Annotated in this window: 20 protein-coding genes; 7 read left to right on the forward strand and 13 right to left on the reverse strand. The window is 59.5% G+C overall.

Annotated elements, in window-relative coordinates; all coding sequences use genetic code 11:
- Positions 1–563, reverse strand: a 563-nt coding sequence (locus tag VJR29_03285) for a lyase family protein (GenBank protein ID HKY62418.1), incomplete at its 3' end; no start/stop codon positions are given.
- A gap of 455 nt (positions 564–1,018) precedes the next feature.
- Here VJR29_03285 and rho point away from each other — a divergent pair.
- From rho to VJR29_03305, 4 genes are all read left to right on the forward strand, one after another.
- On the forward strand, positions 1,019–2,242 hold the full coding sequence (gene rho, locus VJR29_03290) for a transcription termination factor Rho (GenBank protein ID HKY62419.1): 1,224 nt from the start codon (positions 1,019–1,021) through the stop codon (positions 2,240–2,242).
- 12 nt (positions 2,243–2,254) lie between these two features.
- The gene (locus VJR29_03295; protein ID HKY62420.1) at positions 2,255–3,658 is read left to right on the forward strand and encodes an MBL fold metallo-hydrolase; all 1,404 of its coding nucleotides are present in this window, start codon (positions 2,255–2,257) and stop codon (positions 3,656–3,658) included.
- Between the two features lie 77 nt (positions 3,659–3,735).
- Positions 3,736–5,232 carry a tetratricopeptide repeat protein gene (locus VJR29_03300; protein HKY62421.1) on the forward strand — a complete coding sequence of 499 codons (1,497 nt, stop codon included), beginning with the start codon at positions 3,736–3,738 and terminating at the stop codon, positions 5,230–5,232.
- Positions 5,233–5,331: 99 nt separating this feature from the next.
- Positions 5,332–6,834 carry a hypothetical protein gene (locus VJR29_03305; GenBank protein HKY62422.1) on the forward strand — a complete coding sequence of 501 codons (1,503 nt, stop codon included), beginning with the start codon at positions 5,332–5,334 and terminating at the stop codon, positions 6,832–6,834.
- A gap of 36 nt (positions 6,835–6,870) precedes the next feature.
- On the opposite strand, the gene VJR29_03310 is transcribed toward VJR29_03305, so the two are convergent.
- From VJR29_03310 to VJR29_03340, 7 genes are all read right to left on the reverse strand, one after another.
- Positions 6,871–7,959 (reverse strand): hypothetical protein, encoded by a 1,089-nt coding sequence (locus VJR29_03310; protein HKY62423.1) that lies wholly within the window; start codon positions 7,957–7,959, stop codon positions 6,871–6,873.
- A gap of 2 nt (positions 7,960–7,961) precedes the next feature.
- Positions 7,962–8,945, reverse strand: a complete 984-nt coding sequence (locus tag VJR29_03315; GenBank protein ID HKY62424.1) for an SPFH domain-containing protein — start codon at positions 8,943–8,945, stop codon at positions 7,962–7,964.
- A 62-nt stretch (positions 8,946–9,007) separates the two neighbouring features.
- On the reverse strand, positions 9,008–9,355 hold the full coding sequence (locus tag VJR29_03320) for a DUF3147 family protein (GenBank protein HKY62425.1): 348 nt from the start codon (positions 9,353–9,355) through the stop codon (positions 9,008–9,010).
- Positions 9,356–9,398: 43 nt separating this feature from the next.
- Positions 9,399–10,373 carry a deoxyhypusine synthase family protein gene (locus VJR29_03325; GenBank protein ID HKY62426.1) on the reverse strand — a complete coding sequence of 325 codons (975 nt, stop codon included), beginning with the start codon at positions 10,371–10,373 and terminating at the stop codon, positions 9,399–9,401.
- A 15-nt stretch (positions 10,374–10,388) separates the two neighbouring features.
- A complete protein-coding gene (locus tag VJR29_03330; protein HKY62427.1) occupies positions 10,389–12,047 on the reverse strand; it encodes an FAD-dependent oxidoreductase in 1,659 nt (552 codons plus the stop codon).
- Between the two features lie 194 nt (positions 12,048–12,241).
- Entirely contained in the window at positions 12,242–13,243 is a 1,002-nt protein-coding gene (locus VJR29_03335; GenBank protein ID HKY62428.1) for an endonuclease/exonuclease/phosphatase family protein, read from the reverse strand.
- A gap of 12 nt (positions 13,244–13,255) precedes the next feature.
- Positions 13,256–13,588: a 4a-hydroxytetrahydrobiopterin dehydratase gene (locus VJR29_03340; GenBank protein ID HKY62429.1), complete on the reverse strand. Its 333-nt coding sequence runs from the start codon at positions 13,586–13,588 to the stop codon at positions 13,256–13,258.
- Positions 13,589–13,611: 23 nt separating this feature from the next.
- Between VJR29_03340 and VJR29_03345 the strand changes: the two genes are divergently transcribed.
- Positions 13,612–13,977 (forward strand): hypothetical protein, encoded by a 366-nt coding sequence (locus VJR29_03345; GenBank protein HKY62430.1) that lies wholly within the window; start codon positions 13,612–13,614, stop codon positions 13,975–13,977.
- A gap of 7 nt (positions 13,978–13,984) precedes the next feature.
- Here VJR29_03345 and VJR29_03350 read toward each other — a convergent pair whose 3' ends face one another.
- Together VJR29_03350 and VJR29_03355 are read right to left on the reverse strand one after the other, a co-directional pair.
- Positions 13,985–14,695 (reverse strand): phosphodiester glycosidase family protein, encoded by a 711-nt coding sequence (locus VJR29_03350; protein HKY62431.1) that lies wholly within the window; start codon positions 14,693–14,695, stop codon positions 13,985–13,987.
- Positions 14,696–14,730: 35 nt separating this feature from the next.
- Positions 14,731–15,570 carry a universal stress protein gene (locus VJR29_03355; protein ID HKY62432.1) on the reverse strand — a complete coding sequence of 280 codons (840 nt, stop codon included), beginning with the start codon at positions 15,568–15,570 and terminating at the stop codon, positions 14,731–14,733.
- A 131-nt stretch (positions 15,571–15,701) separates the two neighbouring features.
- Between VJR29_03355 and VJR29_03360 the strand changes: the two genes are divergently transcribed.
- Positions 15,702–15,908, forward strand: coding sequence for a hypothetical protein (locus tag VJR29_03360; protein HKY62433.1), 207 nt, complete (start codon positions 15,702–15,704; stop codon positions 15,906–15,908).
- Between the two features lie 37 nt (positions 15,909–15,945).
- On the opposite strand, the gene VJR29_03365 is transcribed toward VJR29_03360, so the two are convergent.
- The 3 genes from VJR29_03365 to VJR29_03375 all read right to left on the reverse strand — a co-directional run bounded on the left by VJR29_03365 (position 15,946) and on the right by VJR29_03375 (position 22,618).
- On the reverse strand, positions 15,946–17,265 hold the full coding sequence (locus tag VJR29_03365; GenBank protein ID HKY62434.1) for an AAA family ATPase: 1,320 nt from the start codon (positions 17,263–17,265) through the stop codon (positions 15,946–15,948).
- A 119-nt stretch (positions 17,266–17,384) separates the two neighbouring features.
- On the reverse strand, positions 17,385–21,164 hold the full coding sequence (locus VJR29_03370; GenBank protein ID HKY62435.1) for a hypothetical protein: 3,780 nt from the start codon (positions 21,162–21,164) through the stop codon (positions 17,385–17,387).
- A gap of 155 nt (positions 21,165–21,319) precedes the next feature.
- Positions 21,320–22,618, reverse strand: coding sequence for an efflux RND transporter periplasmic adaptor subunit (locus tag VJR29_03375; protein HKY62436.1), 1,299 nt, complete (start codon positions 22,616–22,618; stop codon positions 21,320–21,322).
- Between the two features lie 197 nt (positions 22,619–22,815).
- Between VJR29_03375 and VJR29_03380 the strand changes: the two genes are divergently transcribed.
- The gene (locus tag VJR29_03380; protein ID HKY62437.1) at positions 22,816–24,147 is read left to right on the forward strand and encodes a glycine--tRNA ligase; all 1,332 of its coding nucleotides are present in this window, start codon (positions 22,816–22,818) and stop codon (positions 24,145–24,147) included.
- The last annotated feature ends 15 nt before the right edge of the window (positions 24,148–24,162 follow it).

Raw genomic sequence — 24,162 nt, forward strand, 5'->3', positions numbered from 1 at the left:
GAGCCCAGCAACCTTTGAATGTCGCGATCGAACATCTCGAAGTAGGCCAGCAGGTAATGGGCCAGCGAGATCGGCTGGGCCCGTTGCAAATGGGTGTAGCCGGGCAGGAGGTCGTCGACGTGGCGCTTGGCTTGATCGACCAGGCTGCGCTGGACCTTGAGCAAGGCGCCGACGGTCTGGAATACATGGTCCCGGGTGTAGAGCCGCAAATCGGTGGCGACTTGGTCGTTTCGGGAGCGGGCGGTGTGAAGCTTGGCGCCGGCCGGGCCGATCCGCTCGGTCAGCTTGGATTCGATGTTGAGGTGGACGTCTTCCTTGGCGACATCCCAGCGGAAACGGCCTTGGGCGATATCCCGGTAGATGACTTGGAGTCCGGCGACGATCTTCTTGGCTTCGGCAGCCGTGAGGATCTTGCATTTGGCCAGCATCTTGGCATGGGCGATGCTTCCGGCGATATCGTAGGGGTAAAGCTTCCGGTCGAAGCCGACCGAGGCGTTGAAGGCATCGACCTCCTCCAGCGTCCGGTTTTTGAAACGACCTCCCCAAAGCTTCTTGTTTTTCATGGAGTCGAAAGCCTTAGGATGGAGCCTGGTGACTGTCAAGAAAGCTCTTGACACACCCCTGGGGCCTCACCATAATCGCCGGAGAATAGAGAAAGACAGATACTCGGTTTGAGTTCATTCCCGACCAGCCTACTGTCTTAAAGAAAAAATCCCCAATCGTTGAGAAGGAACCGAGGGCGGCAATGAGCGGCTCGCGGCGCAACGTTCTTACCTTTCAATTCTTATTTCCCCCTCGGGAAGCCCAATGAAGAGTTATGCCTGAAAATAAAACCTACGAATCCAAAGTCCGCCGTGGCGCCGGGCGCCGCAACATGTCCAATAAGCGCGGAGGCGAGGGCGCCAGCCCGCCCCCGATGATCACCGACACTCCGGGCGAGATTCCCGACGTCGCCGACGAGGAGATCCTCGAGACCGAAGAGGGCGGGGCCCTGCTCAACCTCAAGGACTTGAAGGAGATGAAGATCAACGACCTGATCCACATGTCGCGGGACTTCGGCGTCGAGAACGCCGCCGGCATGACCCGGCAGGAGCTGATTTTCTCGATCCTCCAAAACCAGACCGAAAAGCGCGGCATCGTCTTCGGCGAGGGCGTGCTCGAAACCCTGCCCGACGGCTTCGGCTTCCTGCGGGCCCCCGACTACAACTATCTGCCGGGCCCCGACGATATCTACGTCTCGCCCTCCCAGATCCGGCGCTTCAACCTGCGGACCGGCGACACCATCTCGGGCCAAATTCGCTCGCCCAAGGAATCGGAGCGCTATTTCGCGCTGCTCAAGGTCGAATCGGTCAATTTCGAGGATCCCGACGTCGCCCGCGAGAAGATCCTCTTCGACAACCTGACGCCGCTCTATCCCAACTCCAAGCTCAACATGGAGACCGAGCACAAGAATTTCACCTCCCGCATCATCGACCTGCTGACCCCGATCGGCAAAGGCCAGCGGGCCCTGATCGTCGCCGCCCCCCGCACCGGCAAGACCATGATGATGCAGAACATCGCCAATTCGATCACCAAGAACCACCCCGAGGCCATCCTGATCGTCCTGCTGATCGACGAGCGGCCCGAGGAAGTCACCGACATGCAGCGCTCGGTCAAGGGCGAAGTCATCAGCTCGACCTTCGACGAGCCGGCCAGCCGCCACGTCCAGGTCGCCGAGATGGTCCTGGACAAGGCCAAGCGGTTGGTCGAGCACAAGCGCGACGTCGTCATCCTACTCGACAGCATCACCCGCTTGGCCCGGGCCTACAACACGGTCGTCCCGCCCTCCGGCAAGATCCTCTCCGGCGGCGTCGACTCCAACGCCTTGCACAAGCCCAAACGCTTCTTCGGCGCAGCCCGTAATATCGAGGAGGGCGGCTCGATGACCATCATCGCCACCGCCCTGATCGACACCGGCTCGCGGATGGACGAAGTCATCTTCGAGGAGTTCAAGGGAACCGGCAACTGCGAGATCCATCTCGACCGCAAGCTGATGGAAAAGCGCATCTTCCCTTGCATCGACATCAACAAGTCCGGCACCCGCCGGGAGGAGCTGCTGCTCGACGACTCGGTCCTGAACCGGATGTGGATCATGCGCAAGCTGCTGGCGCCTCTCAACTCGGTGGACGCCATGGAATTCGTCCTCGATAAGATGCAACATACCAAGACGAACAAAGAATTTATCGAATCGATGAACAGCTAGAGGTTTTCCTCTTTGAGACTTTTATTCTTGGGCGGAGTACGAACGGTCACCGGTTCCATGCACGTGCTGGAAATGAAGGGCCACCGCCTGCTCCTCGAATGCGGGCTATTCCAGGGTCATCGCAAGGAATCGATGCTCCGCAACCGGATTTTGCCCTTTCCCTTCGACGTCAGCATGATCGACTCGGCGGTCTTGAGCCACGCCCACATCGACCATGCCGGCAATTTCCCGACCCTGGCCAAGAAGGGCTTCGGCGGCAACATCTTCTCGACCCCGGCGACCCGCGACCTTTCCTCGATCATGCTGATGGATTCGGCCTACATCCAGAAGGCCGACGCCGAGTATCTCAACAAGCACGAGCTTTACGACCCCGATTTCGGGCCGGTCGATCCGATTTACGACGAATCCGACGTCCTCAAGGCGATGGGCCAGTTCATCTCGGTCGACTACCACCGCGAGTTCGACGTGGCCCACAACGTGAAGTGCAAATTCCTGGAGGCCGGCCACGTCCTCGGCTCCTCGATCGTCCAGCTCGACGTCAAAACCCATTCCGGCAAGACCCGGGTCGCCTTCACCGGCGATCTGGGGCGGCGCAATATGCCGCTGATGCGCGATCCCGAGCCGCCGATCCAGCCCAATTACCTGATCATCGAGAGCACCTACGGCGACCGGGTCCACGAGCCGATCACCACGATGAAGACCCAGCTGGCCCGGGTGGTGAACGAGACTTACGGCCGGCGCGGCAAGGTGATCATCCCGTCCTTCTCCTTGGAGCGGACCCAGCTTTTGGTCTACACCTTGAATCAGCTCCTCCTCGAGAAGGCCATTCCCGAGATCCCGGTCTACGTCGATTCGCCGCTCTCGGTGCGGCTGACCGATATCTTCAAGCTCCATCCCGACTCGCTCGACGACGATGTCCGGGGCATGATCACCGCCGGCCATAATCCCTTCGGCGCGACCAACTTGAGCTACATCACCGAGGTTTCGGACTCGATGGCCTTGAACGGCCGCGAGGAGCCGATGATCATCATCTCGGCCTCGGGCATGTGCGAGGGCGGGCGGATCGTCCACCACCTCCGCAACAACATGGAGAATCCGAACAACACCATCCTGGTCATCGGCTACATGGCCCAGCACACCCTGGGCCGGCGGATCGTCGAGCGGCGGCGGCGGGTCCGGATCCTCGGCGTCGAGCGCGACCTCAACGCCCGGGTCGAGGTCATCAACTCCTTCTCGGCCCACGCCGACAAGAATGAGCTGGTCGACTTCGTGGAGGCCTGCGGCAAGCAGCTCAAGGGCATCTTCATCGTCCACGGCGACGAGGACCAGTCGCTGGCCCTGGCCAACCACCTCAAGGCCAAGGGCTTCGAGGGCGTGGTGGTGCCGATGCCGAAGCAATTCATCGAGATCGACTAAATCCCGCCGATTTCAAGCAACTTTGCCGGGCCGGGGCCGAGCCAACCTGACTATCGAATCATCCATAAGGGGCACTTATGATACCGATCCTTCTCGGGGCAGGCGCGGCTTTGGCGGCCTTTTTCCTTTCGGGATGCACCGACAATCAAAACCTCAAGGAATCCAATAGGCCCAAGCCGATGGGCAGCGGTCCCCAGCCCCCTTCCTCGGCCGACGCCTCGGCCCCGGCGGCGCCCGCCAGCTACTTCGCGAGCTTCGGGAACAACATTCGGGCGGCCGAGATGTACCAGCGCCTGACCGAAAAGGGCGTATCCGATGCGGCCTTGGACCAGGGCTGCCCCCCGCTCTTCGACCATTACGTTCCCCAACCCAAAATGGCCAAGGACCTCCGGATCGAGGTCTGCGAGGTTTTCAATTATGGCCTGAACAAGTACCGCGAATTTCCCGAAGCCGCGATGGCGCTCACCGGCAAGCCGATTCCTTGGACCCTGGAAGACGGCGATGCCGACCGAAAGGAGGATGAGCTCCTCCGAGCAAGCGTCCAAGAGAAGATCGTCTATTTGGAGAGCCAACCGGCTCTCCTGATGTACGAAAAGGGCAGCGAGGAATACCGAAAAAGACTGGGCACGGCCCTGAGTTTCTACGTCGACTTCCCCAATCTAATTCCGACCATCAATGCTCGCCGTGAAGAGCTGCGCGAGAAGACCAAGGTTTTGGCGGAGTGGGGCTTGCAAGAATTCCAAGCAAAGCTTTTGGAGAACGGCGGCCTCGGTGGAGTGCATATCTCGCAGAGCGCCGGCCAAGAATGGGTCGGCAACGCGGTCGAAGCCTGGACCTCCCAAGTCGGCGGACCCGGCGCCCGCGCCAAGCTGCTCTATGCCGTCTTGGCCCAAGCCGGCATCGAGCCGGTCTTCGTCCTCTCCACCGTCAAATCCAACGCCGACTTCATTGAAGTGGCTCCGGAAGCGCGGCCCTTCTTGCTCAACTTCGGCGGAAGTAAATCCGAGCACCTCCAGGTCGGCATTCCGCGGGCCTCATCCGGCCGCCCCGAATTGCTCCGTTTTCAAGGTTTGCAAACCGACGCCGACCCCTTCGCCGAAGCTCCTACTCAAGAATTGAGCTTGGCCGCCTACCTGGCGATGGACTTTCACGAGCAAGCCGATTTCTACCTGTTGCACGGGAAGGGCGATCCGGGGATTCCCTACAAGATCGCGCTCAACATGGCGCCGACTGACAGCGCCATCTTCAACAGCATCGCGGTGCTGCTGGAAAAACTGGAGAGTCCCGGCTATGCCGAGACGGCCTATAAGGAAGCCCTGCGCTTCGATCCCAAGAACGCAAGCGCCGCTTATAATTTGGGACAGCTCTACCAGCGCCAAGAAAGCTTCGAAAAGGCCGTCGATGCCTATCTGATCCCGGCCTCCTCGTTCCCGCCGGATCGAGTGAAGACGATCGCGCCGGCGCTGGAAAAAGTTTTGGCCAAGGATCCCAATGATCCGGAGGCTCTGGCCCTCGAGTCGAAGCTGAAAGTCGCGAGCGGGGTCAATTCGGCGGCGGGCTCCGTCGTGCAATAAAAATCTTTCCCGACGCCGGGGGTGGGCTTGCGGACCGCTCGGAAATTGTCTAGGTCAAGCCGGCCTCGGCCATCGGGGCAAAATTGAAAAGGGGCACTTATGATACCGATCCTTCTCGGGGCAGGCGCGGCATTTGCGGCCTTATTCCTTTCCGGATGCTCGGACAATAAAAAATCCACTCAAACCCAGGCTCCCTCGGCGAGCGCCAGCGGCTCGGCACCGCCCCCGCCTCCGCCGCCGGATGCCGGGGCGCCCGCGGACCCGGGATCGTTTCCGGTCTACTACAACGCCTTCGGCAACGACTTGCGGGCCGCTCAAGCTTATCAAAAGCTGGTCGAGATGAAGGTCACCGACGAGACCTTGGACCGGGGCTGTCATTATCCGGTGAGCCTGCAGGCCCGCTTTTTCGAGCGAGCCAAGGACCGGCGCATCGATGCCTGCGAAGTCTACGATTACGCCTTGGAGAACCACGTCAAATATCCCGAGGCGGCTTGGGCCGTCACCGGCGACCCGATTCCCTGGACCTTGGATTACCAGACCCTGGTACGTGTCCAGGAGGTGGTTACCAAGCTGCAAGAAAGCCCGGGTCTCAAAAAGTTTGCCAAAGATTCCGACGATTACAAGCGGCGGCTCGGAACGGCCTTGGCCTTGTTCGTCGATTTTCCGAAAGATCCAACCTCCCTCCAGGCCGCTCGTGAGGCCCTGAGCAAGAAAACCGCATTCCTGGCGGCCTGGGAGCTCCAAGATTTCCAAAAGGAGCTGCTCGAGAAAGGCGGCCTCGGCGGCTCGAAGATCGCTGAGACCATGGGGCCGGAGTGGGTGGAGAACGCTCAGCAGGCTTTGGCTCTCGGCCAGGGCGGGCCTGGCGCTCGGGCCAAGATCTTGTATGCTGCCTTGGAGAAGGCCGAGCTCCGGCCGGTCTTCGTGCTGGCGACCGACAAGTCGACTTCCGATCTCTTCGAGGAAGGGACCAAGGGGATGCCCTTCCTCTTAAATTATGGCGGCAGCCGCCTGCAATTTATCCAAGTCGCGGTGCCGCTGAACGAAATGGATCCGGCCAGCAAGCGGCCCAGCTTGTGGCGGCTCAAAGGCTTGGGCGAGGACGCCGGCGCGGCCGGCGGTGTCCAGGAGCTGGGCCTGACCACTTTCTTGGCGATGGATTTCCAGGAGCAGGGCGATTTCGCCTTGATCCGCTCCAAGGGCAATCCCAGCTCGGTCTACAAGAACGCGGTCCACCTTTACCCGACCGATACGGTGGCTTTCAACAGCATCGGGGTCTTGTTGGAGAAAGGTGAGAACCTCGAATTGGCCGAAGTCGCTTACAAGGAAGCCTTGCGCTTCGATGCCACCAATGCCGTGGCTTCCTACAATTTGGGACGGATTTATGAGCGGCTGGAAAAGCATCAGGCGGCGACCGACGCCTTTTTGAACGTCGCGGTGTTCTCGACCGATATCCTGGAGAGCCGGGCCGGCGTCATCGAGCCGGTCGTGAAAAAGGTCTTGGCCAAGGATGCCCAAAATCCCAATGCCATGGCCATTGTGAGCAAGCTCAAGGAGCTGCGCAGCGACAAGGCGGCCGAGAAAGCGGACGCCGGTCAGTAACCCCGCTTTGTCATCCTGAGCGAAGCGAAGGATGACCTATTCGCCGAGGTATCCGAAGATCATCAAAGCCGCCAGCACGCCCAAGACCGCCAACAAGATCTTCACCCAGCTCAGCGGGAATTGGCCGTCGATCTTTCCGGTCTGGCCGTTGGCGTGGAAGGCGTAGTCCTTGCCGCGGTAGTGATAATGTCCGATGTAGAGCGGCAGCAGGGTGTGCTTGATCTTGATGTCGCGGAATCGGCTGGAGGAGCGGAAGTTGCGGTGGGTGTCGGCCCGCATGTCGCGTAGGCAGTTGGCCTTGATTTGGGCCAGCATCAGGCTTTCGGCTTGGCGCCAGGCTTCCTGGGGGCCGATCGCGTAACGCTCGCAGAGATAGCCGGCGAGAAACTCGCTCCGGTAAGGCTTCACTTCTTGGGTTCGGTAGGGCTGGAGCGAGCGGATCTTGGGAAGGCCCACGCCGGTCGAGGCCGGGATCAGGGTGTCGTCGAAGGCATCCTCGCGAGCGCCCTCCCGATATTCCCAGCGAACTTTCTGCACCCGGCGATCGCCCTGCCGCTCGTAATAATAAAATCCGGCGTCGCCGCTCCACTGGGTCGAGGCCTGGGCGTCGAAAGTCCAGAAGGGTAGGTAGACGCCGCGGATCTTCCCCTTCTCCCAATAATTCTTCAAGTCGTTGGGCGCGAACCAGCGCTTGCCCAGCCAGGAGCGGAGCGACTCGGTCATCTTGCCGCTGTCGATGGCGAAGGGCAGGACGCTCTCCGGCCGGATGAAATCCTGGGCCTGATGGGCGTCGCTCACCACCAGCGGCTTGTCGCAAAAGGGGCAATTCAGCGAGGTGAACTTGTCGTTGGTCTCGGTGGTGGCCCCGCAACCTTCGCAACGCAGCTCGGTCAACTCCAGGCCCCAGGTTTTGGATGTCCGCTCTTGGAGATAGGTTTCGAGGTCGTGCTCGACGACCTTGGCCTCCAAACTCTCGGGCACTTGCTGGAGCGAGCCGCAATAGGGGCACTTGAGCTGGGAAGAGCCGGGATCGTAGCTGAGCTGACCGCCGCAGACCGAGCAGGGAAAGCTGTCGGATTTCTTGGCGTCGGATGCCGGAGCCTCGGACTCGATTTCCAAGGCCATGCTTATCCTCGGGGCTTACCGCAGTTGGGGCAGAACTTGCCCTCGGCCGGCAAGGCCCCGCCGCATTCGCCGCAGAATTTGGCGCCGGCCGCCGCGGCCGGTGCCGCCGCCGGAGCCGGCGGCTGGTTTGCCGCGTTCATGCTCTGGGCCATTTGCTGGGCCATCGCGAAGCCGGCGCCCATCGCCGGGCCCATGCCGGCCATGCCGCCGGGATTCTTGGCGGCTTCCTCGATGGCTTGGGCGGTTTGAAATTGGGTGTATTGTTGAAGGTTGCCGACCACTCCCATCTGGGTCCGCTTGTCGATCATCTTCTCGACTTCCTCGGGCAGCGAGAGATTCTCGACGATGAACTTGACCAGCTCGAGGCCGTAATTCTTGAACTCGGGCTGGAGCTTCTCCTTCACGCCGGCGCCGAGCTCGTCATAGTGGGTGGCCAGGTCGAGGGCCGGAATGCCGGCGGTCGCCACGAAATCGCTGAAGCCGCTGACCGCCGTCCGCTTGAGCTGGCCGGTGATCTCGTCGGTGGTGAAGTGGCCGTCGGTCCCGACGATCTCCTTCATGAAGACGGCCGGATCGACGACCTTGATCGAGTAGATGCCGAAGCCGCGGAGCCGGATCATGCCGAACTCCTTGTCCCGCAGCATGACCGGATTGTTGGTCCCCCATTTTTGGTCGGTGAACTGGCGGGTGCTGACGAAATAAACCTCGGCCTTGAAAGGCGAATTGAAGCCATAGGGCAGCGAGAGGATCTTGGTCAGGATCGGGATGTTCTGGGTCTCCAAGGTGTACATCCCGGGTTTGAAGACGTCGGCGATCTGGCCCTGGCTGACGAAGACGGCGTTCTGGCCCTCGCGGACCGTCAGCTTGGCCTTCATCTTGATCTCGTTTTGATGGACCGGAAAGCGGTAGACCAAGGTGTCGCCGGAATTGTCGGTCCACTCGATGACCTCGATCGCCTGGTTCTTGAGGAAGTTCATGATGCCCATGGGGAGCCTCCTTCTCGGAATGAGGGACCATTCTAGGGCGGCGAGGTTAAATCCACAACCGCCTAAATTCGAATCCCCAGCTTGGCCAGAAGCGCGGCGTAGAGAAAATAAAAGAGCGCCATCGCCGCGCAGGCCAGGGGCATGGCGACGGCGAAAGGCAGATGCTTGAGCAGCAGAGGCAGGAGAAGAAAGAAACCGAGCGAGGGCACGACCATCCAGAAGACGCCGATCGAGAGCCGCGAGACTTTGGCGGTGTCGCCGGTGTCGTGGTAGAGCCAGACCATGGCCAGGATCGAGGTCAAGGGCAGCGAGGCCAGAATGCTGGCGAACCAACCATAACGCTTGGCTAGCTCGGAGATGCCGGCGATGGCCAGGGCGCTGATCAGGGTTTTTAAGAGGAAGTAGGTCATTGGAAAGTCATCCTGAGCGAAGCGAAGGATGACAGGCCTCAAATTACCACCCCAGCAAATACGCGAAGATCAGCGGCGCCACGATGGTGGCGTCGGACTCGATGATGTGCTTGGGCGTGTCGATGCCGAGCTTGCCCCAGGTGATCTTCTCGTTGGGCACGGCGCCGGAGTAGGAGCCGTAGCTCGTCGTCGAGTCGCTGATCTGGCAGAAGTAGCCCCAGAGCGGGACTTCGGGTCGCTGCAAATCTTGGTGCAGCATCGGGACCACGCAGATCGGGAAGTCGCCGGCGATGCCGCCGCCGATTTGGAAGAAGCCCAGCGAATGGTTCTTGGTGAGCTTGGTATACCAGTCGGCCAGCTCGATCATGTACTCGATGCCGGTTTTCACCGTGTGGACGTTCTTGACGTCGCCTTCGATGACGTGGGCGGAATACATATTGCCGAGAGTCGAGTCTTCCCAGCCCGGGACGAACATCGGCAAATTCTTCTCGGCCGCGGCCAAGAGCCAACTGTCCTTGGGCTCGATTTGGTAGGAGCCCGTCAATTTTCCCGATAGTAAGATCTTGTAGAAGAATTGATGGGGGAAGAAGCGCTCCTTCTTGCTTTCGGCCTCCTGCCAGGCGTCGACGCAGTGCTTTTCGATGACCCGCATCGCTTCGTGCTCCGGGATGCAGGTGTCGGTGACGCGATTCAAATGCTTGTCCAGCAACGCTTGCTCTTGTTGGGGCGTCAGGTCGCGGTAGTTGGGAATGCGCTGGTAGTGGTCGTGGGCGACCAGGTTGTAGACGTCTTCCTCGAGGTTGGCGCCGGTGCAGCAAATTCCGTGAACCTTGTCTTGGCGGATCATCTCGGCCAGCGAGAGGCCGAGCTCGGCGGTGCTCATGGCGCCGGCCAAAGTGACGAACATCTTGCCGCCCTTCTGCAAGTGCTGGGCATAGCCCTCGGCGGCGTCGACCAGCGCGGCCGAGTTGAAGTGGCGATAATGCTTCTTGATGAATTGGGTGACGGGACCGGTCATGGAGGTTCCTCCTGTTTAAGCGGAGCGTAGTTGGTGGGAGGCGCCGCCCGCTTGGGGCGCGAAATCGGGCAGGTCGGTTAAATATTCTTCGAATTTGAGAGCCTCGGCCTCGCGGCGCTCCGGATCCCAGCCCAGCTCGTCGCCGAGGATGGCCAGGACCCGCGGCAGAGCGTGACGGGAGGCGGCGATATCGAGAAAAGCCAAGCGGGTGCGCCGGGCCAGGACGTCGACCGCCGAGGCGCCCAGCTCATGGCGGACGCCGTAAAGCACTTCGGCCTCGATGTGGGGGTGATTCGGCGCCAAGCGCTGGCCCAAACCGTCGCGGGCCAGCAGAGCCACCGCTTCGGCCCGGCCACCGTAGGCCTTGGCCAGATGCTCAGCCACTTCGGGCTCCAGCGCGAAGCGGCGCACCAGCCGTTCCGGCAAATCCTTCGAGTATCCCTCGGCCCCATTGAGCGGCACCACCTCGCTGCGCGAGGGGCCCAGCGGCTTGAGCTGGCCGACCTTGATCGCATGGTCGACGGCGTCGAGGGCCATCTTGCGATAGGTCGTCCACTTGCCGCCGGTGATGGTGAGGAGGCCGGAGCCGCTGATTTGGATCACGTGATCGCGCGAGAGCTTGGCGGTGTCGGCGGCCTTGGGATTGGAAACCAAGGGGCGAAGGCCCGACCAGGCCGAAAGCACGTCGGAGCGGCTCACCGGGATGTCGAAATACATCTCGAGGTGGCGGAGGATGTATTGAATGTCGTCTTCCGAAGGCTTGGGATTGGTCTCGATCTTGGCCGGATTGTCGGTGGTGCCGACCAAGGTGTGGCCGAGCCAGGGCAAGAGGAAAAGCACCCGCCCGTCTTCGGTCTTGGGGATGAGCAGGCCGGTCCCCGGCGGCGAGAAGCGCTTATCGAGGACGATGTGAATGCCCGAGGAAGCGGTCAGCATCGGCTCGACCTGGGGATCGTCCATCCGCCGGATGTGGTCGCAGAAGGGGCCGGTGGCGTTGACGATCAAGCGAGCCTTGACTTCGAATTCCTCGCCATTGATTCGGTCGCGAACCTTGGCGCCGACGAGCTTGCCGTCCTCTTTCGATAGCGAAACCACTTCGACGTGATTGAGCACGGTGGCGCCTTGGTCGATCGCGGTCATGGCGATCGTGACGTTCATCCGGGCGTCGTCGAATTGGCCGTCGTAATAAAGGACGCCGCCGCGCAGTCCCTTGCCCTTGAGCATCGGAAAATTGCGCTTGGCCTCCTTGGCGCTCAAGTAGCGGCTGGGCTTGAGGTTGGATTTGCCGGCCAGCCAATCGTACATCTTGAGCCCGGCCCGGTAGTAGGGAATCCCGAACCAATTGTAGAGCGGCGTGACCAAGGGCAGGGGATGGGCCAAATGCGGCGCCAGCTTGAGGACGGTCGCCCGTTCGTGGAGGGCGTCGCGAACCAGATTCCATTGGCCGCGGTCGAGCTTCTTCACCGCCTGCTCGAGGTAACGAACGCCGCCATGGATCAGCTTGGTGCTGCGGCTCGAGGTGCCGGAAGCGAAATCGTCGCGCTCGACCAGCGCGACTTTGAGTCCGCGGGTCGCGGCGTCGAGGGCGATCCCGGCGCCGGTGGCGCCGCCGCCGACAATCAGGAGATCGAAGGCATCCCTTTTCAATTGTTCGCGTAAGGCCGGGCGTTTCATAAGAAAATAGGGGGAGGCCGGGGCTCACCAACCTCGAGCCCTGCCTAACTCAAGGGCAACGGCGAGAGCAATCCCTAAGATACGATTTCCCCCCTTTGAAAAAGGGGGGCAGGGGGGATTGAGCGGCTATTGCATGCTGCAGGCGGTGCTTTTTTGGCCTTGCCGTCGCTCTAAATCCCCCCAACCCCCCTTTTTCAAAGGGGGGAAAGAATAGCCCAGACCGCGAGGTGGTCGCTGGCCGTCGAATCGGCGATATTTCCGGCCTTTTCGAGCCGAAAACCGGGCGAGTAGAAGATGTGATCGATGAGCTTATAGGCCCCGGAGCTGGGCATGCTGTAGAAGGGGGCCTCGGCCTTGAAGGGGCTCAGGCCGGTATTGGCCGCGAAAACCTTCAGCAATCCCTTAAGGTCGCGGTCGCTGTCCTCGCGGTCGGGGACGATCGGGTCGGCCAAATTGAAGTCGCCGGCGGCGATCTTGGCCGGGAAGGGGTCGGCCTTGATCAGGCGGCCAAGCTGGCCGATCTGCTCCTCCCGGGTCGCGGCCGAAAAAGCTTCGAGGTGGAGGTTGTAGACCGAGACCTGCTCTCCGCCCAAATCCAGGATCAGGTGCTGGACGATGCGGTCGAGGTAGAACCAGTTGTACCAGAAGGGGTTGTTCGGCGGCTTGGGGAACTCGATCAGCTGCTGGGACTGGATCGGAAAGCGGCTCAGCACCGCTTGGCCCGAGACGACTCGGCCGAAGTGGCGGTCCGGTGGCCAGTAGGGCCAGGCGACGTAGTTCTTATTCCAAGTCAAAACGTAGGCCCCATGGGCCAGGCCCAGCTTTTCGGCTAAGTAGCGCATTTGATCGACGTCGAAGCTGCGCCGCGAATAGAAATCGACCTCCTGCAGGAAGAGCAGGTCCGGCTTTAATTGCTGGAGATCGGAGGCCATCCGCTGGAGATTGGCTCGGACCTCGGCTTCAGTCGCCGGTTCCTGGTTATTCTTCAATCCCGAGCCGTAACCGATGTTGTAACTGACCACCGTGATCCGGTCGGGCTTGGCCGGCGGGGCCGTCGCTTCACCGAGGGCGAGGATGCCGCTGCGCGGGAGCTTCGATTCGGAGATGCCGGGACCGATCGCGTAATAGAGGAAGATGCCGAAGGCGAGGATGGCGATCGCAATGAGGAGGGCCATGGTTTTCAGGACTCGCTTCATGAGGACCAGGGATTAACCCATGGGCAGCAAGGCGTCAAACTTCGCGGCCAGGATGAAATCGTTTTCGGAAAGCCCGTCGATGGCGTGGGTCCAGATCGTCACGTCGACCTCGCGGTAATTCACGCAAAAGTTGGGGTGGTGATTTTCGGCTTCGGCGATCTCGGCCATCGCGTTCACGAAGGCGATGGCCTGGGGGAAGCCCTTGAAACGGAAGAGCCGGTGCAATTTCTCCCCCCGGAGCTCCCAGTCCGGCGTTTCCTTGAGCAGCAGCTGGACGATGGGCCCTTGAAGCTTGGGGACCCCGCCTTCGCAGGGCACGCAGTGTTTGCTCTTGAGATCGGTCATCGCCCCTGAGTATAGGCTTCCCCATGGCCTTCTCCAAGCTTCTCCTGGTTCCAGTGCTGTTCCTCTGGGGGCTGGCTCCGGCCTTCGGCGGTGAAAGCGCCGAGGATCTTCCGCCCCTGATCGAGGCCACTCCGACCCGACCCTACGAGGTTCTCACCCCGGTCGGAGCGGGCAAGAAGGACATGGCCGAAGCCCGCAAGCAATTGCAGCGCGAGGCGGCCAAGGCCCAGGCCGAGGCGGTGATCGCGGTCCGTTGCGAGCCCGGCGGCCTCAGCCGTCAGGGGCTTACCTGGTATCACAAGGATGCTTATTGCCGAGGCTTGGCGATCCGCTATTCGGGAGCTTCAGGAATTCCCCCCTTTGAAAAAGGGGGGCCAGGGGGGATTTAAAGTTCTATTATTTCCGGAAAATACCCAAAGCCACCGGCACCTTGGCCAGGCCCGAGATCCAGAGCTCGAGGTCGCCGGCCTTGGCGAAGAATTGAGTCGAGGAGCCGCCGTCGAGGTTGAGGGCCTGCCAAAGCCCGATCCCGCCGGCCTTCTCCTTTTTGGCCAGCCAGCCGGCGAATTGGTTGATCTCGATGCCGCCCTCGGTGGCGATCAGGACCAGCCGGCCTTGGCGGTCGATGCCGACCGCCGACTTGGGCGAGAACTCTTCCTTCAGCTTGAGGGTCCTGCCGTTGACCACCAGCCGCGGTCCGGCTTGGATGCCGTTTTGGAATTGGAGCGAGCGCTCGGCTCCGACGTTCTTCTCGATTTGGATCGAGCCGTCCTTGAGCAGGAGCGAGGCCCACCAGGAGATTCTTTTGGGCGGGTTCTTGAGCTTGCCGTTCTGCAGGACCAAGCCCAGCGGCTTGCCTTCGGCGTCGAAGAAGTTGGCATTGATCGCGGCCAAGGCCTTGCTCTTCTCGGCCAAAGTCTTGACCGCCAAAGTCGAGCTCTTCAAGTCGCGGGCGTCGATGACTTTGGCGTCGAAGCGCTTCAAATCGACTTTGAGGACGTGGATCTTGGCCCCGGCTTCGGTCTGGAGGGTGGCATAGTCCAGGCCCTTTTCCAGCGGCCGGTAGTCGAGAGCCCAGACCCGGGAGGCGAAAAGCGCGAGCAGCAATGACAGGCCCAGACAAGAAACCCTGAAACCTTGCCTCATCGGTCCACTAAAACATGACAATTGCCGCTCCACAAGGCGTATTCGGTGGTGGAGCCGAGGATGAACTCGACCAGGCGGCTGTGATGGCCCCGGGCCCCGATGAACATCAGGTCATGGAAGTGGCGCTTGGCGTAGGCCGGGACTTCGGTGTGAGGATCGCCCTCGGTTTGCTCGTACTTGGCGATCACCGGATAGGCTTCGAGATAAACCTTGGCCTCGCCCAGGATTCGCTTGGCCTCTTCCTTGTCCTTGCCGACGTAGAGGACGGTCAGCGGCAAATGCAAGTCGGCGCAGACCTGAGTCGCGGTGGCCAAGGCCTCATGGGCCTCATGCGAGCCGTCGTAGGCCAAGAGCGGATTTTTCAAATCTTGGAAGTCGTGGGTCACCACCAGCACCGGATGCTTGGACTTGCTCACCACCCGGTCGGCGGTGGAGCCGAGCAGCTCCTTGTCGAGTCCGTAATTCAGGCCGTGCCGGCCCAAGACGATGAGGTCGGCGAGCTCGGATTTTTCCAAGATCACTTTGTGGACGATGCCCTCGGCGATGGTTTCTTGATGGGCGACGCCGGCTTCGTCGCAGGCCTGGGCGAAACCGGCGAGGATGTTCTTGGACCTCTCCTCCATGACCTTGCGGGTTTCCTCCAAGAGGTTGAGCTGAGGGATGAAAGCCATGGCGCCGGAGATGTCGTACATCAGGGGACCTTCCAGAGTGAGGATATCTTGGACCGTTAAGGCATGAAGCTTGGCTTTTAATTTCTGTCCAAAAAAGAGGGCAGCTTTGAGGATCGAGGTATCCGCCGTCCCGCCATCCAAACAAACCAAAATATTTTTGTACATAATTTGACTCCTCAAGGTTTGCTTCGAGCCAGATTTCTTAACTATCAGAAAGGATAGCGATTTTAACGCAGGCCGTCTTGTCAAATCTTGCAACCTTATGTTACATCCACCGACAAGCTCGGGGGACCCCTATGGATCCGAAAAGGTATCAGCTCTACATCAACGGTAAGAGTCACGAAACCCGGGGCTTGGATCTAGCTTTCAATCCGCACAATGGAAATGTCGTTGGGAAAGTGGTTCTGGTCTCGGAATCGCTGCTTCACGAGAAAGCCCAGGACGACATGGAAGACACCGTCCGCATCCCGATCGCGGACCTCGACCCCAAGATGTCGTCGTAGCAGGGCCGTAGCAAGGGGCTTTAGCCCCGCCTCTTTTTTACCCCAAAGCCCAACTCGGCAGAAATAAGACGCGAGACTCGGCGTCCCATTTCCACTCTCCGTTATAAATATAAAATCCCCGCTCGGCTGATTTTTCCGCCCGGAGGAATTGCTGAAGGTGTTTCACTTTTCTTGGGTCTTTTTGCGAAGAGTAGGTGACTTCGAAGGGAAAGACTCGAGGCTGCTTCTGGACGACGAGGTCGACTTCGACATTGCCGCTGGTTCGCCAATAATAGATCTCGCTTTGCCGAGGGTCTCGATCGAGAGAAATCTGAATTTCCCGCAAGGCCCAATTCTCGAAGCGATGCCCGACGGCGCCGGTTTTCTCCAGAGCATTGAGGTCGTAGATGCCGGTTAAGTAGCTGAGCAGCCCATTGTTCGTTATGTAGCCCTTCGGCGACTTGACCAACCGTTTCAGCGAGCTTCCGATGAAGGGGAAGAGCTCGCGGTAAACCAGCGTTGCTTCGAGGTAGCCCCGATATTTTTTTAAGGTGTCGCGGGAACAGCCGAGGGCGTCCACGATCCGCTTGTCTTCGCGCACCGATCCCGTTTGCTGGGCGATGATTTCCATCATTCGCTGGTAGAGCCCAAGGTCGGACACGGTCGGAATGTCCCGGACGTCTTTTTCAAGATAGGTCTGGAGGTAGTTGCCGAGGTAGGCGATCCGGCCTTCGGTATCTTCGGTTTGCAAAACTTCGGGCAAACCGCCCCAGATGAGTTGTTCCCGCAACCGTTCTTGCAAAGGAATACGGTCGGGGAGCGTTTGGGAATGGATTTCCTCCAGGGCTGGGATATCCGAAGATCGAAAGAGAGCGTCTAAAAGCGAAGGCCGGCCTTCCTCGTTCTTTTGCTCTTTCAATGCCAGCGCTTCCCGCAGGTTGAATTCTCTTAAGTGATGCAGCTCGATCCGGCCGGCCAGGGTTTCGGCGGCCAATTGGTGAAGGCTCAAGAAGCCGGAGCCGGTGAGGATGAACTTGAGCGCCGGCGTTCCCTTGAAGCGGTCGTAAAGTACCTTGATCTGCTCGAAGAGCGCCGGGCATTTTTGGGCTTCGTCGATCGCGATCCATAAAGGCGACTCCGGAGAGATTTGCTTTCGCCCTCGCTCGATGAGCAGAGCTTCCAATTGCTCGGCCTCGATCCGGAGTCGCTCGGCTCGAACGTCCATGTTCAGCATCACCCAATTTTTTTCGGGAAATAGCGAGACGAAGGCTTGAGTCAGGGTCGATTTGCCGACCCGGCGGGGACCAAGCAGGGCGCTGATGTAGGAGGATTCGAAGGATTTAAAAATTATCTTCTGATTACTTCTAGTTACGAGCATTATTGTAATAATGCTTATTAAATTGTAAATTTACAAGTAATATTGCTAGTTAGATTGGGATTTACGAGATAATGTCATAATGACATGTTTTATTTGAATATATTGATACACCCGTATGTTTAAAGTTTTTGGTGCGTCCGCATTTTTTCGGTAAAGCTTTCCCGCTCCTCTTCGCTCAAAGCCTCTTCACCATTCAATTCGATGAGGTTGGGCAGGTTTTTGGATTCTCGAATGACTTGGGTTGCCGCTTCGTCAATCGGATTGAAGGTTAAATCGAGGTATCGCAGGTTGATCAAGTGATTGGATTCCGCAATGGCGCGCGCGCCCGCGGCGCCGATGTCATTGTCCCCAAGATTCAGGGCTTGCAGGTTGGTCAGCCCACTGGATCCTGCAATGGCTTGAGCCCCCGCATTTCCGATGGCATTGTCCGCAATATCCAAGGCTTGCAGGTTAGTCAGAACTTTGGACTGCGCAATGGCTCGCGCCCCCTCAGCGCCGATCGAGCCGCCCCCGAGTTTCAAGGATCGAAGATTGGCAAGAGCAGCGGACCCCGCAATGGCTTCGGCGCCTTCCTCGCCGATGTAGTTAATCCCAAGATCCAAGGCTTGCAGATTGGTGAGCGTCTTGGACCGCGCAATGGCTAGCACGCCTTCCTCGCCGAATTGATTGAACTCGAGATTCAAGGACCTCAGGTTGGCCAGAGCGCCGGATTCGGCGATGGCCAGCGCGCCCGCGTCGCCGATGTCGTTGTTCCCAAGGTGCAAGGTTTGCAGATTGCCGAGGGTCTTGGACTCCGCAATGGCTTGGGCACCGACCTCGCCGATGAAATTGTAACTGACGTTCAAGGACCGCAGATTAACCAGGGTGTTGGATTTCGCAATGGCGCGCGCACCCCCATTTCGGAAGGAACCGTTGTGCGAAAGATCCAAGGATTGCAGGTTGGTGAATGTCTTGGACTCCGCAACGGCGCGCGCGTCGGCCTCGTCGATTCCACTGCAAGTAAGCGCCAAGGATTCGAGCCGGCTCAACGCCGAAGACCGCGCTATGGAGGCAAGATTTTGGTCCAGTTGAGAGCCATGGATTCGCAGCCTGCGCAGACCGGCGAGATGCCTTAAGCGCTCCCCGGCGAGAGGCCATACTTTGTCTTTCGAAAAATACTCCAATTCAATGCCTTCCAGCAGGCTCGCATGAGGGCTTTGGAAAAAACGGTCCCAGTTTTCTTGAGTGGCGCCCGGGCTTTTATCGCCTTCCAAAACGAGACTGAAACCTTTCTCGAGATGGAAGTCGATCCTGATTGACAAATGGAAGTCTTCCTCGATCGTAGCTGCTATTTTCGACCGAATTCGATGGATTTGATTCTCAATCCAGGCGGCTGGTTCGGAGCCGTAGCCTTGATCCAGCAATTCTTGCCGCTTGATTTCGAGCGCGATCCACTCGCCGCGAGGGTCTCCGGCTGATTGGAGAAAGTCGCCGATGACGGAATAGTGGGCCGTGATCTCGTCGCCCTCCGCTTCTTTATCTCGGAGAGCGACGAGATCTTGCTCCAAATCCCTTAGCGTGGTTTTGACCTCAGAATCCGTCGGGGAAGGGTCCCAACCGCCAAGCCCTCCGGCGCTTAACGCGGCCCACATGGGAGCGAAGAGAGGATTTTTCATCCATTGCCGCCGGGTTTTTAGCGTCGTCGGGAGCGCGAATGAGGATTCCGCCGGAGCGATGGCTGCGCCAGTGCGCTTGTTTTGCATGGCCACTGCGCCGATTTGCAATCCACCGCCGGCGAGGCAGATCTTGGCGATCTCTTGGATCTCGCCGAGGCTCAAGGCTTGGAAGTTGCCGTCCAAGGCTTGGCGGACGTATTGGTCGAGGACTTCCTCGACCGCTTCGAGGCCGGTGTCGGAGAGAAGGTTCAGCGCTCCCTTGGAGCCGTGGCTCAGGTAACGGGCGGCTAGGTCCTTAAGAAGATACTTCTCAACGCTCTGGCCGCCGGCCTGGGCCAGCGGCGTCACCAAGGCCATCGAGGCCCCGGTCGAGAGAGCATCCTTGAGCCACTTTTCGATGGTGTCTTTCTCGACCCGAACTTCGCCGGTCGAGACGGCGAGGGCGTTCTCCATCGTGGCCATCGTCGCGCCCCAGAGAAAGCCCTGGACCGGCCTCAAGGCCGTCATTCCGGTGATGAAGTTGCGGATGGCGGAGAGCGCCGCCGGCCCTCGGGCCACCGCGGCGCTGCCCTGGGCGGCAAGACTCAAGCCTCGGGTCGCTGTGGCCGCGATCAAGATCGTTCCGAGGGTTTGAATGAAGCCTAAAAGCTGCTCGCCGCCGCTCATCTCGGCGGCCTCAAGTCCTTGATGAAGGGCATTTCCCTCTTTTAAGAGCTCTTGGAGCCTGTCGACTTGAGTTTGAACTTCTTCGGCCGTCTCGGCATTTTTTAGCTTCTTGATCAGGCTGTCTATTTCTCGGTTGGCTCCTTCGATATCCTGGATGTCGCCGGCTTTGGCCAGATTGGCGAGATTGGAGATCCCTCGGGAAAGGGCCTTGTGCTGCTTGTAGCCGTACCAGAGCTCCTGCTTGGTCTGCTCCAGACCCTGGATCAGCGAGACCACCGCCTCTTTGAGCTTCGGGTCTTTGATCTTGAGCTCGGTTTTCTTGGTAAAGATCGCCTCGCCCGACTCCTGGGCGTATTTCCAACGGTCGGATAAGGTGAGCAATGCCTCATAGGGGGCTTTTAGCTCCGGGCTTCGGCTCTCGAAGCGCTCTTTAAAGCCCTGGCCGGAGAATTGATGCTTCACCCAGGTATAGCTCTGGCTTTCCTTGGGCTCGGCGATGCCGTCTTTTAGGAAATCCTGGAGCTCTTCGTTGAACTTTTGCAGCTCTTCTTCGCTCTCGATCTTGTCGGCCTTGGCCAGGAGCCGCTCGGCCTTCTCGATCATCCAGGCATTGAGGCCATAGGGCTTCTCGCCCAAGGGCTCGTTGAAATAATCGGCGTCGGCGGCCAAGAGCCAAAGCCCGGCCAGCTTGCCTTTGACTTGAAGGATCGGATCCAAGCTCTTCGAGCCTTGAAGCCGAAGCTCTTCCATTTCCTTGATTTCATGAGGTTTGATTTTAAGGCCGGTGGAGCTCTCCAAGTGAATCACGCCGGTCACTTGCTCCGGATGTTTCAAATAGAGCTCACGGCGCGAGGCAAAGTCTTTTTCTTTCTCGTCCTTCGCATTCAAAGCCGAAGCCGCCACCCGGGAGGCGTGATCGACGTCTTCTTCGTTAACGCCCAAGTTCCAATAGTTCCACAGCGAGATCTTCTGGGTGATGAAGTGCTCCCAGTCGGGCGAAACCCGGGCCACCGCCTTGGCGAGGTCAGCTCGCTGCTCCAGGGAATAATGGGATTTATCGTCAAAGATAGTCTGAATCCGCTTTCGGCCCGAGCTCGAATTCAAATGGCTTTGAGCAAAATGATCGGCGTCGACCTCGATCAAGCGGGCTTGGAATTTTCCCAAAAGCTCCGAAGCTTCGGCAGCCGAAACGAAGACGGAGTAGTCGGGATCGATTTCCTGATAGATCAAAGCCAGCAGCTCGGAGAATTCCCCGTCTTCCAAGAGCCGCTGGTAGGGATCGCTGAAGCTGGAATGGTCGTTCAGCTCGGCTTGGGTCTGCAAAAAGGAAAAGAGCTCCTCGCGGCTTCCCACCTTGATTCGCGAGACATCCAAAGCCCCTTCGGCGTCCCGCAGCGGGGCCGGCACCAAAGGCCCCAAGAGCCGCTTGAGCTCCTCGCGCACCGAGCGGTGCCGGACGCTCAAGCCCGCCTCATCCGGCGAGTGCTTCAGCAAGCTCGGGTCATAGCCGGCGGCGTGGAAGTCCCCGAGCTCCTTAGCCCAATCGAATTTGCTTAAGTTTTTGGATTTTTCCGACATGATCTCTCACAAGCAATACTGCAGGGGAGATGCCAATGCCGATTTACAGATAAGTTATTGATATAAATGGTAATTATGAAAAGAATCGAACGGAAATTAATACTTAAAGTTCACGTTTTGTAATCAAATGGGAAGGCCTGCCCCTCAAACGAAAACTAGCCCGAAATCTTCACAAATTCTTCGTCTTCCTTGAGCGAGCCCAGGCCGTTGACTACGACCCGGTCGCCGTTGCGAAGGCCGCTCTTAATTTCGATCAGCCCTTCCATCGAGACGCCGGTTTCGACTTCGCGCTTCTCGGCGACCTGGCCCCTCACGACGTAGACGTACTTTCTAGTGCCGTCGCTTTGCACCGCATTGGCCGGAACCAGCAGGCCTTGATGCGACTTGTTGGCGATGGCGAGGTTGGCGATGCCTTCCATTCCGCCCTTGATGCGTAGAGCTTGGTTGGCGACGCGGATCCGCAGCTCCAAGGTCTTCTTCACCGGATCGAGCTCGGCGCCGATGAAGCTGATCTCGCCGCCGAAGGTTTCGCCGCCCAAATCGGGAACGGTCACCCGGGCTTCCATGTTCTTGTCGAGCCGGGCGATGTCTTCCTTGGGCAGCTGGAGCGTGAGCTCGATCGGGTCGATCTTGACGATCTCGACCAAGACCTCCTCGGGCTTGACCATCGAGCCCTCGGCGATCGGAATCTTGGCGACGAAGCCGTCGACCGCCGCCTGAATCGTGCTGCCGGCCAATTGGCGCTCGGAGATGGCCAGCTCGGCTTTGATCCGGTCGACCCGGGCCTGATCCAAGGCGACCCGGTCCTCGCTGGCTTCGGCCGGAACCGCCGGGGCCGGTGCGGTGGGAGTCGCGCGTTGGCTGCCGAAAGGCCGCCGCGGAAAACGGCGGAAAGGGAAGCGCCGCGGGAAAGGCGTGCTCTCGGTGGGCTCGGCCGCCGGGCTGGCTTCGTCGGTCACGACGTCTTGGGCGGCGTTGTCTTCCTCGATCGGGGGGTTCGCGTCTTCGATGGCTTCTTGTTGGGCGGCGGCCAAGTCTTCGATGGCGGTTTCGATGGCGTCGACGGTTCCGTCGGAGGTCCCGCGATTGCTGTCGAGCTCGAGCTGGGCCTCGGCCTCGCGCAGCTCGGCCCGCTGCCGCTCCAAGACATAGGGTAATTTTTCATCGTCGATCTTGAGCAGGGTTTCGCCGGCGGCGACCTGCTGGCCCTCGATCACCGAGAGGGCTTGGACCTTTCCGGTGAAATCGCTTTTGACCTGGAGCCGCTCCGAAGGGCTGAAGCTTCCCTTCAAGTCGATGGCATCGGGGATGTCGCGGGAGACGACCGCGGCGACGCCGACGCTGTAAACCTTGTCGTTGGGTCCCGGAATGTCTTTCTTCTTGGCCATTTTCCCGCAGGCGGGGGTGAGCGCCAGGGTGAGTGCCAAAATCGAGGCCGCGGAGATTTTTCGCATGGATGTTCTCACTTCGCAAAATTTGCAATTTTGCTGCGCGGATCGGCAAAGCCGATCCTTGCCGGTTTTAATAAGTCAGACGGGGGAAATTGCAATCGAAAACTCAACGCTAAGGGTGCGCAAAACTTAAAGCTTTTGTCTTGACACCCCCAAGCGCCAAGGTTAGTCGAGCCGGGCGTTTAAGGTAAAAAATCCACATGGAAAAACTAGTTTCTCTCGCCAAGCGACGGGGCTTCATCTTTCAATCCAGCGAAATCTACGGCGGCATCAACGGCTTTTGGGATTACGGCCCGGTCGGGGTCGAATTACGGAATAACATCAAGAACTTCTGGTGGGAACGGATGGTCCGGCTGCGCGACGACGTGGTCGGGGTCGATACCTCGATCATCGCCCACCCCCAGACTTGGGTGGCCAGCGGCCACGTGGCCAGCTTTTCCGACCCGATGGTCGACTGCAAGACCTGCAAAGGCCGATTTCGAGCCGACCACATCGAATCCTTGCCCTGCGGCCAGAAGCCTTCCTTGACCGTCCAGCAATGCGCGGTCGACCACAAGGGCCCCGGCGAGCTGACCGAGGTCCGCCAATTCAACCTAATGTTCGAAACTTTCGTCGGCGCGATCCGTGACGAGAACGCCAAGGCTTACCTCCGGCCCGAAACCTGCCAGTCGATCTTCACCCAGTTCAAGAACGTCCAGATCGTCTCGCGCCAGAAGATTCCCTTCGGCATCGCCCAGATCGGCAAGAGCTTCCGCAATGAGATTACGCCGCGCAATTTCATCTTCCGGTCCCGCGAATTCGAGCAGATGGAGATGGAATTCTTCATCAAGCCCGACGACGAGGCCGAGGCCCAGAAGTGGTACGAGTACTGGATCGACTATCGCTTCCAGTGGTTCCTCGATTTGGGAGTGAAGCCCGACAAGCTGCGCAAGCGACCCCATCGCCCGGACGAGCTGGCCCACTACGCCAAGGGCTGCGTCGACATCGAGTACGAGTTTCCCTTCGGGGTCTCCGAGCTCGAGGGCATCGCCAACCGCGGCAACTACGATTTGAGCCAGCACATCAAGGAAAGCGGCAAGGACCTGAGCTACTTCGACGAGGTCACCAAGGAGAAGTTCGTCCCGGCGGTGGTCGAGACTTCGCTCGGCGTCGACCGGACCCTGCTGACGGTTTTCGCCGACGCCTACGCCGAGGACACGGTCGAGGGCGAGGAGCGGACGGTCCTGCGCTTTTCGCCCCGGGTGGCCCCCTTCAAGGTCGCGGTTTTCCCCCTGAGCCGCAAGCTCGCCGAGCCGGCAATGAGGCTTGAGAAAGAGCTGCGCAAGCGCTATGCCACCGACTATGACGACGTCGGCAGCATCGGGAAGCGCTACCGGCGCCATGACGAAATCGGCACTCCTTTCGCGGTGACCTACGACTTCCAGTCCGAGGAGGACAAGCAAGTCACGGTCCGGGATCGCGACAGCACCAAGCAAGAACGCGTTTCGATCGACCAGCTCGAGGGTTATTTGAAGGATCGTTTGCAACTGTAGGGGCACCCCTTGCGG

It is taken from the genome of bacterium (genome assembly GCA_035281585.1).
Lineage (GTDB): Bacteria > UBA10199 > UBA10199 > DSSB01 > DSSB01 > DATEDP01.